15 protein-coding genes and 1 pseudogene are annotated in these 17,015 nt (G+C 56.2%); 7 read left to right on the top strand and 9 right to left on the bottom strand.

What is annotated here, in order from left to right:
• Nucleotides 1-110 precede the first annotated feature (110 nt).
• The 3 genes from AAEO81_RS04080 to AAEO81_RS04070 all read right to left on the bottom strand — a co-directional run bounded on the left by AAEO81_RS04080 (nucleotide 111) and on the right by AAEO81_RS04070 (nucleotide 1,587).
• Nucleotides 111-659, bottom strand: coding sequence for a hypothetical protein (locus AAEO81_RS04080; RefSeq protein WP_341961792.1), 549 nt, complete (start codon nucleotides 657-659; stop codon nucleotides 111-113).
• A gap of 53 nt (nucleotides 660-712) precedes the next feature.
• Nucleotides 713-1,123 carry a hypothetical protein gene (locus AAEO81_RS04075; protein WP_341961790.1) on the bottom strand — a complete coding sequence of 137 codons (411 nt, stop codon included), beginning with the start codon at nucleotides 1,121-1,123 and terminating at the stop codon, nucleotides 713-715.
• Between the two features lie 68 nt (nucleotides 1,124-1,191).
• Nucleotides 1,192-1,587, bottom strand: coding sequence for a hypothetical protein (locus tag AAEO81_RS04070; RefSeq protein ID WP_341961789.1), 396 nt, complete (start codon nucleotides 1,585-1,587; stop codon nucleotides 1,192-1,194).
• Between the two features lie 162 nt (nucleotides 1,588-1,749).
• On the opposite strand from AAEO81_RS04070, the gene AAEO81_RS04065 reads away from it, so the two are divergent.
• On the top strand, nucleotides 1,750-2,208 hold the full coding sequence (locus AAEO81_RS04065) for a helix-turn-helix domain-containing protein (protein ID WP_341961788.1): 459 nt from the start codon (nucleotides 1,750-1,752) through the stop codon (nucleotides 2,206-2,208).
• A 245-nt stretch (nucleotides 2,209-2,453) separates the two neighbouring features.
• Here AAEO81_RS04065 and AAEO81_RS04060 read toward each other — a convergent pair whose 3' ends face one another.
• Entirely contained in the window at nucleotides 2,454-7,019 is a 4,566-nt protein-coding gene (locus AAEO81_RS04060; RefSeq protein ID WP_341961787.1) for an ATP-binding protein, read from the bottom strand.
• A 268-nt stretch (nucleotides 7,020-7,287) separates the two neighbouring features.
• Between AAEO81_RS04060 and AAEO81_RS04055 the strand changes: the two genes are divergently transcribed.
• Nucleotides 7,288-7,737 carry a hypothetical protein gene (locus AAEO81_RS04055; RefSeq protein ID WP_341961786.1) on the top strand — a complete coding sequence of 150 codons (450 nt, stop codon included), beginning with the start codon at nucleotides 7,288-7,290 and terminating at the stop codon, nucleotides 7,735-7,737.
• A 374-nt stretch (nucleotides 7,738-8,111) separates the two neighbouring features.
• Nucleotides 8,112-8,828, top strand: a complete 717-nt coding sequence (locus AAEO81_RS04050; RefSeq protein ID WP_341961784.1) for an abortive infection family protein — start codon at nucleotides 8,112-8,114, stop codon at nucleotides 8,826-8,828.
• A 46-nt stretch (nucleotides 8,829-8,874) separates the two neighbouring features.
• Here AAEO81_RS04050 and AAEO81_RS04045 read toward each other — a convergent pair whose 3' ends face one another.
• Together AAEO81_RS04045 and AAEO81_RS04040 are read right to left on the bottom strand one after the other, a co-directional pair.
• Nucleotides 8,875-9,633, bottom strand: a complete 759-nt coding sequence (locus tag AAEO81_RS04045; protein ID WP_341961783.1) for a hypothetical protein — start codon at nucleotides 9,631-9,633, stop codon at nucleotides 8,875-8,877.
• Between the two features lie 600 nt (nucleotides 9,634-10,233).
• Nucleotides 10,234-10,617: pseudogene (locus AAEO81_RS04040) on the bottom strand (DEAD/DEAH box helicase); the annotation flags it as partial.
• A 143-nt stretch (nucleotides 10,618-10,760) separates the two neighbouring features.
• Here AAEO81_RS04040 and AAEO81_RS04035 point away from each other — a divergent pair.
• A complete protein-coding gene (locus AAEO81_RS04035) occupies nucleotides 10,761-11,186 on the top strand; it encodes a polyribonucleotide nucleotidyltransferase (protein ID WP_341961781.1) in 426 nt (141 codons plus the stop codon).
• Between the two features lie 30 nt (nucleotides 11,187-11,216).
• Nucleotides 11,217-12,122 carry a cation diffusion facilitator family transporter gene (locus AAEO81_RS04030; protein ID WP_341961779.1) on the top strand — a complete coding sequence of 302 codons (906 nt, stop codon included), beginning with the start codon at nucleotides 11,217-11,219 and terminating at the stop codon, nucleotides 12,120-12,122.
• 168 nt (nucleotides 12,123-12,290) lie between these two features.
• Here AAEO81_RS04030 and AAEO81_RS04025 read toward each other — a convergent pair whose 3' ends face one another.
• Nucleotides 12,291-13,460: a DUF6515 family protein gene (locus AAEO81_RS04025; protein WP_341961778.1), complete on the bottom strand. Its 1,170-nt coding sequence runs from the start codon at nucleotides 13,458-13,460 to the stop codon at nucleotides 12,291-12,293.
• Between the two features lie 399 nt (nucleotides 13,461-13,859).
• Between AAEO81_RS04025 and AAEO81_RS04020 the strand changes: the two genes are divergently transcribed.
• Together AAEO81_RS04020 and AAEO81_RS04015 are read left to right on the top strand one after the other, a co-directional pair.
• Complete coding sequence (locus tag AAEO81_RS04020) at nucleotides 13,860-14,339, top strand: Lrp/AsnC family transcriptional regulator (protein ID WP_166597505.1); 480 nt, start codon at nucleotides 13,860-13,862, stop codon at nucleotides 14,337-14,339.
• A gap of 45 nt (nucleotides 14,340-14,384) precedes the next feature.
• A complete protein-coding gene (locus tag AAEO81_RS04015) occupies nucleotides 14,385-14,591 on the top strand; it encodes a DUF2788 domain-containing protein (protein ID WP_341961776.1) in 207 nt (68 codons plus the stop codon).
• A 154-nt stretch (nucleotides 14,592-14,745) separates the two neighbouring features.
• Here AAEO81_RS04015 and AAEO81_RS04010 read toward each other — a convergent pair whose 3' ends face one another.
• Nucleotides 14,746-15,378: a pseudouridine synthase gene (locus AAEO81_RS04010; RefSeq protein ID WP_341961774.1), complete on the bottom strand. Its 633-nt coding sequence runs from the start codon at nucleotides 15,376-15,378 to the stop codon at nucleotides 14,746-14,748.
• Nucleotides 15,379-15,441: 63 nt separating this feature from the next.
• Nucleotides 15,442-16,938 (bottom strand): AMP nucleosidase, encoded by a 1,497-nt coding sequence (amn, locus tag AAEO81_RS04005; protein ID WP_341964456.1) that lies wholly within the window; start codon nucleotides 16,936-16,938, stop codon nucleotides 15,442-15,444.
• Nucleotides 16,939-17,015 lie beyond the last annotated feature (77 nt).

The following is a 17,015-nucleotide window of genomic DNA, read 5'->3' as shown; positions in this document are numbered from 1 at the left end:
TGATAATCCTCTTCCGCGAGTCTCAGCTAGGCCACTGTGACATGGCGCTGAGGCCTAGCGTGGGCCTAGGAGAGGCCATGGCAGATGACCTCCCTAGCAGCAGCTTTACTTTAGGAGGCTCTCTGTGGCGTGACACCGAACTCATGAGTGCCGTATGCCTCCAGAGAGCCTTCAGAGATAGATTCCAGATTCGTCATCTGCTCCTTGAAAGCAAACACCTGCTTCAATTTGTAAATGAAATAAAAGATGCCGGTTACTACACACGCATACGCAGCGTCACCGCAGCCAGCTTCGAGATTACCGTCGCGCAAAATCGAGAAAATGACCGCATATGGAATCCAGGAAAACACAGTCACGAGGACACTGATCGCCAATACGCCACCGGTGGCGCCTAACATCTGCGATCCGGCCATCGGAGCACGAAGCGTATCGCCTGCTTCGTTTCTGATAGCCATTAGCACGAGCGCCTTACCTTTTCTGCCAAAATACAGACGATTTTTCGTTCCAGCGCCAGTGTACTGCAGATAATTGTACGCGCTCGGTTCAATATAAACGTTTTTGTAGCGATATCCGTTTAATGATATGTCAAACAGGTTATCCGCCGTACCATGACGCATCCCGGTAACAACACCATCAACGTAACTAAAAGCGAAACCCATATAACTTCCTTAATAATGAGCAAAACGGCAGCTTGTACTTGGCTAGCAGATAATCAGTTAGAGGCGCGGTACACGTTCCTGACAACTTTTAGTGAGTTGGTGTCAAAATCGGGGCGATGTGAATCGTGATAGACAGCTCCGCTGTCTACCTGGAAAACGCATGTTGGTACGTCATTGGAGTCGAATCCCATCACGAGCGATTGGAGCCGCTCCATGCGCCAAGACTCTCCGCCATTGACCCATGCCGGGGTGACGACCTGCACCTCAGAGACTTTGAAGGTATCGTTCTGTCTTCTGAGCAGCTCGTACAACCGGGTCTCATCATTAACGAACTCTTCGACTGAGACAAACCGGTCGTCCTGCCAACGTTTAACACTTACGTGATACCAGTGGGTCTTCAGCGCCCTGGAAACGCCATGCCAATGCGCAAGTCCGTCACCAAACATCCCGACAAACCCGGCCATTTCGCTTTCGTGCGTGCAGAACATTTTGTAGCTGTCTCAACCTCAGGCACCGTTCAAAAGCCGGTGATTTAGTGAATGGCGTAGATGGCCTGCAGGGACGCCGGCTTACGATGGCCACTGCCCTTCAGGACGTACACAGTATTTCGAGTAACGAATAGGAAGCCTTCCTTGAACTCTGCGGCGATGGTCGACCTCACCCAATGGCCTGGTTCAAACCTGCGGCTGTCATCATGCCTAACGTTGTGCGCGAACAAGATCATGGGCAAACAGCCGGCGGCATGAACCTTCGCAAGCTCCTGTTCAGTCACGATCACGTCGAAAATGATCCAGTCCTCTACAACACAACAAGGCATCCAGCGGTAGCGGGCTTTGGCGTGTGCGAGAACGTCCTCGAGGGAGAGGTCGGATCCTGCGGTGATCACACCAGGATCTCCGAGTAGGCCGTAGTCTACGGAGCTATCCATCTGCCTCTTCCTCGCTCGTCAATATCTCAAAATCTGGGTTCCCGAATCCGCGCCAAGTCATGAAAGAACGGGCCAATCGCGCCATAACGCCGACAGCATCAATATATAGATTTGTGAGGCGGCAAGCAAACGCGGCATACCGTCCCCTTTTGGGATTCTGAAATGTCGCTGCGCGAATCGTTTGGGGCGGTGCTACAGCTTCTTCGCACACAAAAGGGGCTGACCCAAGGGGATATCTCAAAGACCGTGGCTCAATCCCACATCAGCCAGCTGGAGTCCGCCAAGACGAGTCCCACAGTCGAGGTAAGCTGTGAGCTGGCATCTGCGTTGGACGTCCAACGCATCTCATTGCTTGTCCTGGCACTCGCCTCATTTGAGGGAGAAACTGCGCGGAAAACGCTGATGGATTGCCTATCTGAACTGGAGGAGCTTGGCCTCGCAGATGTCGCACTACCATCCAAGTCCGAAGTGATGATGACGCCGGCGATGATCGAAGCCGAAAGGAAACGACAAGCTGTTCAGGCGCTGAAGTCAAAAGGGCTCACACAGGCCCAGGCTGCAAAGGAGCTGGGGTTGGCAGAGACCACGTTGAGAAGGCTCTGGCGTCAGACGCAAGGCTAGCAACGCGACTGGGACGTCAGGGCTGGAAGCGACTTTTAAAGGAAGGAGCCAAGCACGAAAGCAATGCTCGGCAGATTGAAAAGCGGAATTAGTGAGAGGGAGCTGAAACCTGTCATGTATCAGATGGCGAGGTTCTTCGCCCCCCATTTCTTCATGGATGCAGCATCGGTACCGCAACGCCAATAAGCAACACGCCCAATCCTAGAAATCTAGGTTGGGATCTAGAGTAACGACACCGTCCACGCTCAGCCATCTTCAGCACCATTACATTTATCTTCTTTCCATGATTCCATTTTTGGCCTCCCTCGCTCGAACCAAACTATACCTTCAGATCTTCTCCATGCTGCATGAGAGTTTCCTCCGCCTGGCCACACGCCCCGCTCTGCTACAAACGTCCACACACATGCCAAATCTTTATTTTTCAACAGCCGCTCAAATATGTCCTGTCGTATGTAGGCGTGTGAGCTATCGTCAGAGCCCGTCCCGCTGATCAGTTGGGGCTTCCCTAGTGCATCCACATAGACTCGTGGATCTGAGAGCATGGGGGTAATGGATAGCTGACTTGCCAGCCAAGGGGCTGGTAAATGTGCAGACGCTCCTTCTGGAAGTGAGGCATCCAAATGGGACTCCCAATGATATCTAAAACAGGGAAAGGCCAGTTCGAGCTCTCCTTGATTATGAAAGCTGGTAGGTGTCCACATCAACTGATCCCAGGTAAAGCGCCATGGGGCCTCAAGCAGATAGCCCTCGTCCGTACAACTGCGTCCCGACCACCTCGAAACATCCAGGGAACGCTGAGTGCTCAGAAAGCGAATCAACTGTTTTTGATCTTTTTTCCTGACGACGACAGGCATGAGGAAACGCCATTCCTGCTGACGTAGCCCGTGCTCTCGGCTCTCTCCATCGTCGTAACGATTCGCCACGGAGCGATGCTCGTAAAGGACAAGCCACTTTTCCCCAACCTTGTCCGTTCGGCCTACGAGACTTGGCATCCCGAGGCTCGGGTCAAGCTTGAAAGGCCATTCCTGAAGGCAGTCTTCGGCTGTTTCCTCGGAAACAATTGGTGAGATATCTACAGAACCAAAACTGGAGTCGGACAACCCTTGAAGAACAGTAGGGTCGATATCTCGATGGAAACCTAGGTCGATGGATGAACGGTAATCACGTGTTCCATCGACTCGAGCTTCGGCGAGCCAATTACTATCGGCCAGCCGACAAAGGAGTTCATCGAGCGCAAGCCACTCATATTTGGCACCAATCCGCTCAAAGAGTGGCCTCTCGCGGGAATAGCCGTGACGGTGAGAGCTATCCGATGGGAAGAGTTCTGCTGTCCATCCGAAGTCATAGGCGCGCTTTGCGACCCACCGTTTGGCCGCCGCCATGTCGACACCTTCCAACGTGCGCGGATACTTTTCCGAGCGGGCGATGCACCATCGGAACTCGTCGGTAAATCTTCTTTTTTCGTCAACATTCAGTAGATCAACAAGCTTCTTCTCTAGCTGCTGAAGTTCCTCGGAGTGGTCATGCGTCTCCAGTTCCTCGAACTCCTCAACCGCCTCTACCGCCCCTACCCCCTCGACTTCCTCAACTGCCTCTACCCCCTCGGCTTCCTCAAGCTCCCCGAGTACTTCGAATGGGCGGAGCAAGAATCGGAATGGATTGAATTGAAGAGCACTGATCGCATCGACGATTTCTTGCCTGTCTGGGTAAGGGGCAATTACCTCTGTATCGAATCGCTCGTTCATCTCGGATTGCGTGTGGGGCATTTGAGAAGTCAAAGCAACGCTCGAAAATGAGCTGACACGATGCTTGATCTCATCAGCGAACTCACTTATTCCGCCAGTGCAAGAACGCTTGATTTCGTCACCTCCAGCTTTTGTGGCGACATCATCGAGAAGAGCTTGTGAAACAGCTAATTGAACAGGCTGAGATGTATAAGGTGGCCTACAGGCGCTGAGATCGACCTCGGTAGGCAGGCAACGATAGTGGGCAGCCAGCTCAATAATCCCCGATGCATAGTCCCTCAGCATGATCGATAGCGGAGCGCACTGCTCAGAGAAAACCATCCGGTAAGCTACCGGGGCGTAATGCTTCAACCGCATTGGAGATGGATCGATACAACATGCACCATAACCAGCCCCGTGCAACCGTTCCATTACGTAGAGATCATCAAGGCCAGCGAACCTCTCGCACAGTTCACCGTAGAGCTCAACCTTCGAAAGCAGCAATGCGGATAGCGCCTTGGTCGCTTTGTCTCTGATTTCTCTATGCGATGACGCCGTCAGCCACGTGACCGCAAGCCCGCAAAGAAGCTGTACCTGTCGATCCGTTTTCTCGGTCTGACTGGTCAAGCACCAGTCCAGGAGGCGGCGGATCGTGCTGCCATCCGCCATATCGAAGTCGTTGATTTTTACCGTCCAGGAAGCATCACGCTCTGGCATCGTTTTAGTAATCAGAATGTCGTGGAGTAGTTTAGCGTTCCAAGGGTGATCAACGTTGGCACAGAGTTCGATCAGCACATAGAGTTGGCTGTCATCGACATCCAAGATAGCTTGGTAATATCGCCAGGTGCGCTCCGTGAAAGCGTTTGAGCTACGCCAACGCAAGCTCTCTAGGAAGGCGCCTCTGACCGAGTCGTCGTTGATCCAGATATCAATATCCCTCGGAAGCACATCCAAAAGCTCTGAGCCGAAACGCTCAGGCACTTGGATAGACAAGGCTTCAGCGAGACCAGCCCACTCCCACTTGAATCTGTCGCCGTCAAGAATGAAGCTCAAAACTCCAGTCTCCAGTTCGAGCCCTAGATCCGTCACCCCCTTGAGCAGCGCATCCGCCATGAGGTGGTCTTGGAGTCGCTGGAAACTGAACCTCACGATATCCTCGACCGGAGTAAATGGATCAATTTCAAGCTGGCGCGGTGGTGGGTCGAGTCGGAAAATTCCGTTCTTCTGCAGGACGTCAAACCAGGTTTTGGAAGGTGGCGAAGGAAAACTCGAAAACACTTCCGTCGAAATTCGCACAGCATCGGCCAAAAGCACGTAATCGCGCCTGTCGGTGGCCATCAACCTGGCGATGGCCGAGATTGCCGCTGTAGTAGGAGCGAGCAGATCGTCGCTGCCGTCTCTTCCGACACCTAGATTTCGCGCGACACTACGGATGTAAAATGCAAAAACCTGCTTCGTGCCATGCAGGCCTCTGGGGAATTGCTTACAACCGTCTCGGGCAAGGGCAACGCACGCACTGCGAAGAAACAGCGGATTGACAAATTCAGCGGAAAGCCAAGGCGTATCAGGCTGGGAAATGCCTCTCTTGTGCAGGTAGACCTTCGCGGCCCTCGACTGCTCTACATTCGTCACGAAACCACGAATGGAGAAGGCAACTGTCGTCTCTATCACTTTTGGCGGAACTACATACGGCGTGTACTCAGTACGACAGGTGACGACAAGAACGAGGTTCTCGTAAGCGTTGACTCGGGCGATCAGAGCGGGAAGTTCAGTCCTCCATAGTTGTGCACCGGCACCTTCGTTGATGGCATCGATCAGGATGAGTCCGCGCTTTTGAGCGGCCTCAGCGGCAGAACTCATGGCCTGCAAGAATACCTCTGGCTCAACAGTCCCCAGCCCGAGTGTTTCTGTCGCTTGCCTCCAAAAACCCAGAGAGCCTAATTGCTGCCCCAAAATCAAAACCACCGGGTGCCCATCTGAAATCGCTTTCTGAGCAACAGTACCGAGTGTGTGCGATTTGCCTGTGCCAGCCTTCCCTGTCAGAAGGGCAAAACGGTTTTGCTCAGCGGAATAGAATTTCCCCTCCAGCGTCGAAATCAAGCCGTAGAGAGCATTTGAAAGCTCGTCCAGCTTATGGCTCAGATAGTTCATGTCCGAAGAGGAGTAATCCCTTCTGGATTCAGACTTAGGCATATTTTGCCAAGCCCAGCCCTTCAATTCGTGGACGCTATGAGAGGCGTCTGACAAGGCTGCAACGCAATCGAGAATGGGCCAAGGCTCCCAAGAGTCGGAGCGAAATCTGCTGCCGAATGCTGAAGCCTTGGACGCTTCCTTCTCGACACGCTGGATACCAGCGATGAGCCCGGCGTCGGAGTCATCCTTTACGAAGTTGCTGAGCTTGGCTGCTTTGGCTACGGTGGAAAAAGCAGAGGTGAGTTCGGTGGTGACTTCCTCATCGCGAAGGAGCACTTTAAAGAGGCTCTCGATTCCAACCTCTACGTGATCTTCCGGATGATATCGCTCATCGAGTGACTCTACGGCGAGTTCTACATTCTTGCGAAACCATTGCCCAGAAATCTCCAACTCGCCAAACCAGAACTTTCGTAGGCCCTCAGCTGTAGGGTGTAACAATTTGTCGGTCAGGTCAGACGCCGTCCAGGCCACGAACTCAACCGTGGGGATACTGCTTTGAGCACAAAGCGCTTCCCAGGCAAGCTTGTGTGTATCCCAGTGCTCCCACCCTTTCTTCCCTGCGCCCTGTGCCCCGCTGCGATCAGTAAGGTCGCAGGGAATGGCAATCACATACTGTTTCAGCCCAGGGTGAGATTTCAAAGCCTGCTTTACCGACTCGTCGATTTTGCTCCAATCGACATCCCGTGACCTAAGGTAATACTTGGCCTGATAACCGACCTCAGGACCGTCCTGAAGAACCCAATAGCTCTCGATCCCTCCGTCGCCTCCCGAGCCTTCGATCCGCCTGAACTCTACGGCGTTCTCAGGGCGGTCGCGCCGGGCAAGTTGGCAGACGAGTTCCTCGAAAGACAATCTTTGCCCATCGTCCTTTCCGATGATTTTTGAATAGTCCATTAAATGTCCACCTGAAAGCCGGATTTTGGCGGCGGGCACTCCTCCCCTAAAGGTTTGGGTGCTCACCAGCGAGCGATAAGATTCAGGTCTCTTCCTTGGTTCCGGTGCATACCTGAGAACACATCACGAAGCGTTTGCGTCAAGCGTTGGGCCACTGAGGAGCCAGTACGTTGACATCATGCCTTAATCGAATATTCTCGTGGGTCGAAAAGATGTGGCCACGAGTATGCGCTGGAACGATTTGACGATAAATGGAAGAACAGTCTGCATGGCACACCTCCAGCCGACCGTACGGACATTCCAGATAGGAGATCACGGCGTCAGCGTTGAATTCACCTTCGGATTCCATTGCTTTACGGACAACAAGGAAAATGGGCCGCTGATCGTTAATCCAAAAACCAAGGAGGAGCGATATTTCTGCCCTACACGTTACGACTTATCAAAGCAGCTCCTCGACTACATCGACAGGCGCTTCATTGAGTCGAAGGTCAGGGCTCATTTTGCGGGTGACAACAGGCGCTATTTTTGTCTGGACGCCCACGAGTACGCGATTTTCTTCGAAATCCGTAAACCTCAGGACGTCGAGAATCTTCTTCGACTGAATGTGGTTTCTGCGTACGAGGTCAACGACTGGGGTCGCTCGGGTCTGCCCACCAAAGGGCCGATCTGGAACGTGCGCTACGTGCTGGAGAAGCGCAACGAAGGCGTGAAACTCTAAGGCCGGTCGCTCATCGGACAAACATAAAGCAAAAAAGCCCTGTGGCTCACACCACAGGGCTTTTTGCTGAATCAGATATCGGCCTGGCCTTTCAAATCCCGCTCACTGGCTGGGAGGAACTCGCCTAAGCTCGTTCCCGGCATCACCACCCCTCCTTCGAGGTTCCGGTCTGTGGCGACAAATTCATAGTACCTAAGCGTGATTCTCACGTCAAAAAAATCGACGTTGTGACCGGTCACGCTTTGTTGGTGGAGTGACCTCTTGTATCCCGACGCCACTACCCAAAATGCTTTTCGACTGTCATCCGGGGGCCGAGCTCAAGACCCATAAGCTCCAGTATGATCAGCATAGTGACCGAACAGAGGTGTGTTCAGATGGGTAAAGAACTGGATTGGAAATTGGTCGAAGTCTTGAGACGCATCGAAGCTGGAGATACTGCATTCGATCCGGCAGACACCTCAAAGCAGGCTTTCCAAGACTTCCAGCCCCTAGCTTGCGCGCTAGTGGAAGCTCAAAGACAAGGTCACGTTGATGGAGTCATGCCCCTAAAGGAATCCAACGGAGGCAAACTGGAGTACCGCACGGTTATTGTCACAGGCAACCTCACTCATCGAGGCAGACAACTGCTGGAAAAAGCCCAAGGTCAGCTAACACCGACTGACCAAGCATTGAATGGCGCATTCGGGCAGCTTCCTGATCCACATTTGCGCTCACAATGGGACAAGGCTCTGAGTCGACGCCAGTCAGATCCTAGCGGAGCGATCACAGCCGCGAGGAGCTTTCTGGAGTCCACTCAAAAATGGATTCTGGAGCAAGGTGGTATCTCGACTTCAGATCGTAAGACGCTGCTTTTTGCGACGCTTAAGCAAGTCGGGCTGACCGACCAAGGGGTTCCCATGTCCGGCTTACTCAAAGACATCGACAACTTGTTGCTGAGCATCGCGCAGGTGAGGAACAAGCATGGCGATGCCCATGGCCCAAGCGACGCCTCCTCCGATCTCACAAGTGCTGAAGCAGCTCTGTGCGTCAACGTGGCCGGCGCGCTCGGCCTGTTTTTGCTGGAGTGCCACCAAGCGCAGTCCAAGGTCTGACAACATTGGTCAGGGGATTGATTAACAGGTTCTGACCCGATCTGCCCTAACGTAGGCAGGCTCTTGCTGCGCAGATGCCTGTGGGTTGGTAATTACGGTGATGGGGCTGGTGAGTTGATGAAATATCCCAAAATCGTGAATAGCGCGGCGCCGAAGATGACCAGCACGTTGATTGCCAAAAAGTCTTCCAAACCCGGCGATTGCGGACGTCGAAATACATGAGCAGCAGCCTCCAGGCGTAGTCAATTACAGTGTGGTCGTGAAGCGCACTCGTGATAGACACGTATTTGAAATACCTGGCGAATAGTCTTCTGAGTTTTCCCTCTGTCAGCTGAACAGGATCCTTGAACATCCCAATGACGATTTCCTTTTCATTCATAGAGACGAGGTCAGATCTGTAGGGCGCCATCAAGACCGTGACCCGCCCGCTTGGAGTTTGCGTGAACCACATTGCGGAATCACTCTCTACGTGAGTAGTGCGCTTGGTTACTTTGACCTTCTGCTCAACACCTTCAATCTCCCTGACTTCCTCCACTTCATTGACGCTTGAAAGCCCAAGCAGCCTAGTCATGCAAGTGACTTGGAGTTGATTCAATTTCTTATTCACTGGAATCTCGTTGGCTTTAGGATGTAGCCCGCTGTGGATTCTCATACCTCCGTACCAACGAGTTTGAGGCGAGCTTTCGATTTCTCTGAACATCTCGCGGATGCGCGCTTCCATGTCGATCCACATCATTCGCCTGATGTAAGCTACCTCAGCGTCTTTTTGAAGCCGTTTGGCGTATTTTTCCAGCGCCTTTTTCATCGCACTCACCGCTCCTAAAATCCGTCGCCCAGCCCTTGATCATGACAGGCGCATCTATCCTCTCAAACCCGGTAGCCACCGAGTGCGGCAAGTCGGCTCTAGTCCCTCGCGGCTTCGCCCGTGCGATTGAAGCCGCTCGGAAGCGCCAGGCTGTTAAAGAGTTGCGCCTCAGGGGCTTCACCCTAGCGCACGCAGGAAAGAGCTAGGGATGGCGGAAAGCACGCTAAGACGCCTTTGGGGCCAAATCGAGAGTACGGGCGATTAGTGGTCTAGCCCATCTTGACGGGCTGGGGGGAGAGCATCAGAAACGGAGGCAAGCTGAATCGACATTGGCACCTAAAAAGGGCGTCCGGGGTTGGCCATAGATCGCGGTGTGTCAGAAGGATCTTGCCTAGAGCACTCCCAGTCAGTTAGATCCTTTGGGAATCTCTTTCCAAGGCGAGAACAGGAGCAGGAGCAGGAGCAGGAGCAGGAGCAGGAGCAGGAGCATCAAAGCTTTGTGGGCTTTGACTTTCAAGCAAGAGCAAAAGCAGGCAACGCCTTGTGGGCGTTGCCTCTAAAGCTTGACAAGCAAAAGCCTAAAAGCGAACCAATCAGCAAATCGTGGTATTCGTCGAAGATCAGCAGGCCGACGCCGTCCAGCGACGGGTCTTCCTGCAAACGACGGGTGAGAATCCCTTCGGTGACCACTTCAATGCGCGTATTCGGGCCGACTTTGCTCTCCAGACGAATCCGGTAGCCGACTGTTTCCCCGACCTTCTCGCCCAGCTCCGACGCCAACCGCTCCGCCGCCGCACGGGCCGCAAGACGCCGGGGTTCGAGCATCAGAATCGTCTGCCCCGCCAGCCACGGCTCCTGCAACAGCGCCAACGGCACGCGCGTGGTCTTGCCCGCGCCGGGCGGCGCTTCGAGGACGGCTTCGTCACGGTCGACAAGGGCCTGGCGCAGGGCAGGCAGGACGGCATCAATGGGCAGAGAAATCATGAGGGCTCCAAAACAGACCGCTGATTATACGGGCGCGCGCCGCTGCTTTGTTTCTCTCAACACAGAACCGTCTCCGTCGTTGGATAGTCTTATTGCTTAGGCATTTGCCTTGTATAGTTGCGACTTCCTCTGAGGAGATTTTCATGCGCATTCCTTCCCGTTTGATTGGCGGTGCCCTGGTCGTCAGCCTGCTGGCCCAACTGACCGCGTGCGGCAGTATTTTCTACCCTGACCGTCGCGGCCAGATTCAAGGCAGCGGCCGCATGGACCCGGCCATCGTGGTCCTCGACGCCATTGGCCTGCTGTTCTACATCCTGCCCGGCGTGATCGCGTTTGGCGTGGACTTCGCCACCGGCGCGATTTACCTGCCAGACGGCAAGCAAGCGCAAATCGACCCGGAGAAGTTGCAACCGGCCGTGCGCACCGATGGCACTGTGGACAACCTGCGACTGCAAGCCATTCTGAAGACCGAACTAGGCCCCAACCTGCCGCTGGACGATCCGCGCCTGATCCAGCACAAGGGCAGCGTCGAGCAGCTGGCGTCGCTGGGTCTGGTGCCGTCCGCCTGATGTTTTCGAGGTTAGATTGAAGGAAGCGCCATGAGCAGCAGCCCTGAACACGCCCGGTTATTGCGCCTGGCAACCCGCGCGTCGCTGGCCGTCGCGAGCATTCTGATCCTCGCCAAGGCGATTGCCTGGTGGTTGAGCGGGTCGGTCAGTCTGCTGGCGGGCCTGACCGATTCGTTGCTCGATGGCGCAGCGTCGTTCCTCAATCTGCTGGCCGTGCATTACGCGCTGCGCCCGGCAGATGAAGACCATCGCTACGGGCACGGCAAGGCCGAAGCCTTGTCGGGCATGGCGCAGTCATTGTTCATCGCGGTGAGTGCGTTTCTGATCGGCTTTCAGGCCATCGAGCGCATTCAACACCCTCAAGCGCTGGGAGCCCCGGGGCTGGGGATGCTGGTCATGCTGCTGTCCATCGCGCTGACCGTGGCGCTGCTGATGTTGCAGCACAAGGTAGTGAAGGAAACCGGCTCGGCGGCGATTCGTGCCGACTCGCTGCACTATCGCTCCGACTTGCTGCTCAACATCAGCATCATGGCCGCGCTAGGGCTGGCGTATTTCGGCTATGACCAACTGGATGCGTATTTCGGTCTGGCGATCGCGTTCTACATTCTGTGGAGCGCGATTTCGATTGCGCGAGAAACGGTGTCGGTGCTGATGGACGCCGAGCTTGAACCGGGCGTGAGTGCTCGGATGCTGGAGTTGGCGCAAGGCGTGCCAGGTGTATTGGGCACGCATGATTTGCGCACCCGGATTTCAGGGAATCACTGGTTTGTGCAGCTGCACCTGGAATTGCCGGGCGCATTGACGCTGCTGGTGGCGCATGAACTGTGCGAGCAGGTCGAGCGGGCGATCATCGCCGAATTTCCCAAGGCCGAAGTGCTGGTGCACGCCGACCCGCAGGAAGTGGTGAATCGGGCGAACAGCCCGGTGATGAATTGAAGCGGTAACCCCCTCGAACCGAGGGTGTTGTCTGTAGGAGCGAATTCATTCGCGATACGTCAGCATGGGCGACACATGAGTGTCGGATGTACCACCGCTTCGCGAATGAATTCGCTCCCACAGGGACAACCGAGCAGGCATCCTGAGGGCATCACCGATCTTCAGCCGTTACTGCTGAACGCTATACCCCCGCCCTGCATAACACGCTGCCATGGCCTGACGATAAATCCCGACCACCTCTGGCGCTGGCTGGTAGGTCGCGGCGGCCGGGTCGAAGTTGCTCTGCTGCACGGCATAGCGGTAACAGTCGTAACGGTCCTGCTCGACCTGCTGCTGCGTCTGACCATTCGCCGGGTAGGCCACCACATCGTACGGATCGGCAGGTTGCTGTTGCTGCACCTGCTGTTCCGGCGAATAGACCGGCTCCACGCCCTGCGGCGGTTCGGCGACGACGTATTCCTGAGAGCTCTGCTCGTAGGTGTAATAGGTGCCCGCCGCGACGAAAAACAGCGCGCTGCCGAGCCAGACTTGCTGAGCATAGTCCGGCAAATACCGCACACGCACACCCCGTGGCGGGGCAACGACCACATAACGCGGACCTTGCGGGCGATACCAATAGCCGCCTGAGTAGAAATAGTCGCTGCCGTGATACGGCACGCGGGAGTAACCGCCCGGCATCCGGTCTATCTCATAGCCAGGACGATAACGCGGCCCGCCGCCCCATCCATCGCCGTGCCCACCGGGACGACCGTTGTTGCCGGGACGGTTATCACCGCCGCGCCACGGATTGTTGTCCCGAGGTTGATCACGATAGAAACCCTGACGTGGCTGCTGCGTCTGCACCACGGTGTCCGGGCGACTCTGAATCGGCAGATTGCCCTGGCGGTCTTGCAACTGACGCTGCTGCAACTGTTGTTGCTGCTGACGTTGCTGTTGCTCCTGCTGGCGCTGTTGTTGGCGCTGCTGTTCCTGCACCTGATCCTGACGCTGCTGGTTGCGCTCACGGTCCTGCTGCTGGCGTTGCTGGTCCGCCCGCTGTTGCTGGTTCTGTTGAATCTGCCGCTGCTGGTTCTGTTGTTCCTGCTGGCGCTGCTGCTGGTATTGCTGCTGTTGCTGTTGGCGTTGTTGCTGCTGCTCGCGCTGCTGATCCATATTGAAACTGCGCTGTTGGTTCTGTTGTTGCTGCTGTTGTTGCTGCCGCTGTTCGAAGCCCCGCTGCTGTTGCTGGCGTTGCTCATTGCGCTGCTGTTGTTGATTGTTATCGTCGGCCAACACCTGAGCGCTGATGCTCAAGGCCAAAAGACTGACACCTGCCAAACGCCAGATGCGCATGTTCATGCTTTCCTCACTGCGGCGCGGATACTTGATGGTAGGACTGCATTATGGGTGCGCCGTTCGCAGCACTCTATAAGCGTGCACAAAAAAAGAGGGCCCTTTGGGGAGCCCTCTTTCGAATACTTCGTCCTGGCTCGACGCTTTTGGCGCCGGCTCACCTCGCATCGTCTTCTAGACAGTGCGTAGCCCGGTGGCCTGGTCAACCCTGTCGGATTGGAGGCCGCGGCTGGCCTGATTCGGCGGGCCGCGCTGGACGCTGTGTCCGGGCAGTGATTCTGGTTAAAAGAATAGGCCTGAGCGTGCGACACAGGATTGCGAATGTTGCTGATGAAAACACCACTTGCGCAATTTTTCCCTTCGGATGAATAATTCAGCGCAATCGATCTCATAAAGGTACCCGTCGTGAGCAAGCTCGATAGATATGACCTGAGTATTTTGGCCGAACTGCAGCGTGACGCGCGCATTTCCAACCAAGAGCTGGCCGAGCGCATCGGTCTGTCGCCATCGCCTTGCTCGCGGCGGGTCAAACAGCTGGAAGACGACGGCTATATCGTTCGTCAGGTGGCCCTGCTGGATCGCAAGAAGCTGGGGCTGAGCCTCACGGCGTATGTGTTGATCGGCATGGACCGTCATACCCCGGATCGCTTCGAACACTTCGAGCAGCAAATCCGCAGCTTGCCGCAAGTGCTGGAGTGCAGCCTCGTGACGGGCGTCGATGCCGACTATCAGTTGAAGGTCGTGGTGCCGGACATGGACCACTATCAGAAATTTCTGCTGGGCCACCTGACCCGTATCGACGGCGTGACCAGCGTGCGTTCGAGCTTCGTGCTCAATCAGGTGCTGGCGAGCACCGAATTACCGCTGGTGCACCTGAGAAGCTGATTCCCGTTCAATTCACCCCGCACTACCGATTCGAAGGAGACGACCATGGAACCCGAGGTGTTCGAAGAATGGATGATGACCGTTCTGGTGACCGTGCTGATCGGTTTCATGGGGTTCATCGTCTGGGACCTGGCCAAGAAGTCGAAGGCTGGACGCTTCGGGACGATCATTTTGTTCGGTGTACTGGGGTTGGGCGTGCTGGCGTTTGTGATCAAGAGCGTGGTGATTGCGTACATCGAGCAGCATAAATAGGTCGGCTGAACACAGGTCCTGTAGGAGTGAGCTTGCTCGCGATGCTGTTCACCAGACACACAAAAAGTGTCTGATAGACCGTATCGCGAGCAAGCTCACTCCTACAATGGACGGCGTTATGTCAATCGCAGCAGCGTGACGGCCAAAATCGGCATTACAGCTTCGCGGGCACTTCCCGCCACTGTCCCTGATCCAGCCCTTCAATGCTCCAGTCGCCAATCCGCACCCGCACCAGTCGCAATGTCGGCAACCCTACCGCCGCCGTCATCCGGCGCACCTGCCGGTTACGCCCTTCCTTGATGACCAGTTCCAGCCAACTCGTCGGCACGCTTTTGCGAAACCGCACGGGCGGGTTGCGTGGCCACAGCTCAGGCTCGTCCAGCTGCCGAGCCTGCGCAGGCAAGGTCGGGCCGTCGTTCAGTTCGACGCCGTCACGCAGTTTTTGCAATTGCTCGTCGCTCGGTTCGCCCTCGACTTGCACCCAATAGGTCTTGGCCAGTTTGTATTTCGGGTCGGCGATGCGCGCCTGCAATTGCCCGTCGTTGGTCAGCAGCAACAGCCCCTCGCTGTCGCGGTCCAGCCGCCCGGCCGGATAGATACCGGGGATGTCGATGAAGTCCTTGAGGGTCGCACGCCCTTCTCCGTCGCTGAACTGAGTCAGCACGTCGAACGGCTTGTTGAACAGGATCAAACGGGGCTCGGCAGGCGGGGCCTTTGCGACGCGACGAGACGCGCTGGAAGGGCTGGGCGCAGGGCGGCGAGAAACGGGGCGTTGATGACGGGACATGACAACTCAAGACGCGGAAACAGAAAGGGCCACTTTAGTGGCCCTTTCGCTAAACGCCTAGCCTCAACGGAACGGCGGTTCGTCGAAACTGCGCAGTTTGCGCGAGTGCAGCGAGTTGAGCTGCGTGCGCATCAGGTCCAGCGCAGCGATGCCGATCTTCAAATGCTGGGTCACGGCGCGCTCATAAAAGGCGTTGGCCGAACCCGGCAGTTTGATTTCGCTGTGCAGTGGCTTGTCGGACACGCAAAGCAGCGTCCCGTACGGCACTCGCAGACGATAACCCTGAGCCGCGATGGTGCCGCTCTCCATGTCCACGGCGACAGCACGAGACAGGTTAATCAGCGGCCGTTCTTGCGCCCAGCGGAGTTCCCAGTTGCGGTCGTCGTAGGTCAGCACGGTGCCGGTGCGCAGACGCTTTTTCAGGTCGTCGCCACGTTCGCCGGTGACTTGTGCCGCCGATTCCTGCAACGCCAGTTGAACCTCGGCCAACGCCGGAATCGGGATGTTCGGCGGCAGCACACGGTCGAGAATGCCGTCGCGGCGCATGTAGGCGTGGGCCAATACGTAGTCACCGATGGTCTGCGACTGCCGCAGGCCGCCGCAGTGGCCGATCATCAGCCAGCAATGCGGGCGCAGCACGGCCAGATGGTCAGTGATGTTTTTCGCGTTGGACGGGCCGACACCGATGTTGACCAGCGTCACGCCATGGCCGTCTTCGGCGATCAGGTGATAGGCCGGCATCTGATAACGGTGCCAGACCACACTGGACACGATGGCCTGCGCCTCGCCGTGATCCATGCTCTTGTCGACGATGACGTTGCCCGGCAGGACCATCTTCACGAAACGCGGGTCGTCGCGCAGTTTTTCCAGGCCGTGGACGATGAACTGGTCAACGTAGCGGTGGTAGTTGGTCAGCAGAATCCAGGGCTGGACGTGCCGCCAATCGCTGCCGGTGTAATGCACCAGACGACGCAGCGAGAAATCCACGCGCGCGGCGTCGAAAAGCGCCAGCGGCAGTGGGTCGGTGTTCGCCCAGTCATAGAGACCGTCGGCGATGCCATCAGTGGCGGCCGACAGGTCGGTGCTCGGGAACACGCGAGCCAGGGTCGCAGCGGTCACGCCGGTGCCTGCCAGCTCATCGCCTTGCTCGACGACATACGGATACGGAATGTTCTGCACGCTGACGCCCACTTCGACCGTGACGGTGAAGTCGTTCATCAGCGGGGTGAGCTGTTCGATCAGGTATTTGCGAAACGCCGCCGGGTGAGTGACGGTGACGCTGTAGGTGCCCGGCAGCTGGACTTTGGCGTATGCGCGGGTGGTCAGCGGCACTTCGCCGTGGCAGTGGTAGGTCAGACGCAATTCGGGGTAGCGGAACTGCAGACGCTCGGCGGCGTCCGGTTCAACGCGGTCTTTGAGGTAACGCTTGAGCGCCTGGCTCAACGCAGTGGTCGCACGTCCGTGCAGCTCGGCAAGCCGGTCCACAGCTTGCTCGGCAGTTTTTACGACAATGAAAGCTTCAGTCACGATGCGCATCCTTCTGATCTTGCAAGGCTCCATCTTGCCTGCAACGGCGGGGGAAGGCACGAAATGATGCAGCGGAAAAACGCTGTCTCTGTAGGAGCGTGGCTTGTCCC

The sequence above is a fragment of the Pseudomonas sp. RC10 genome, from assembly GCF_038397775.1.
GTDB classification, from domain to species: domain Bacteria; phylum Pseudomonadota; class Gammaproteobacteria; order Pseudomonadales; family Pseudomonadaceae; genus Aquipseudomonas; species Aquipseudomonas bambusae.
This window is presented reverse-complemented; position numbering and strand designations above follow the sequence as displayed.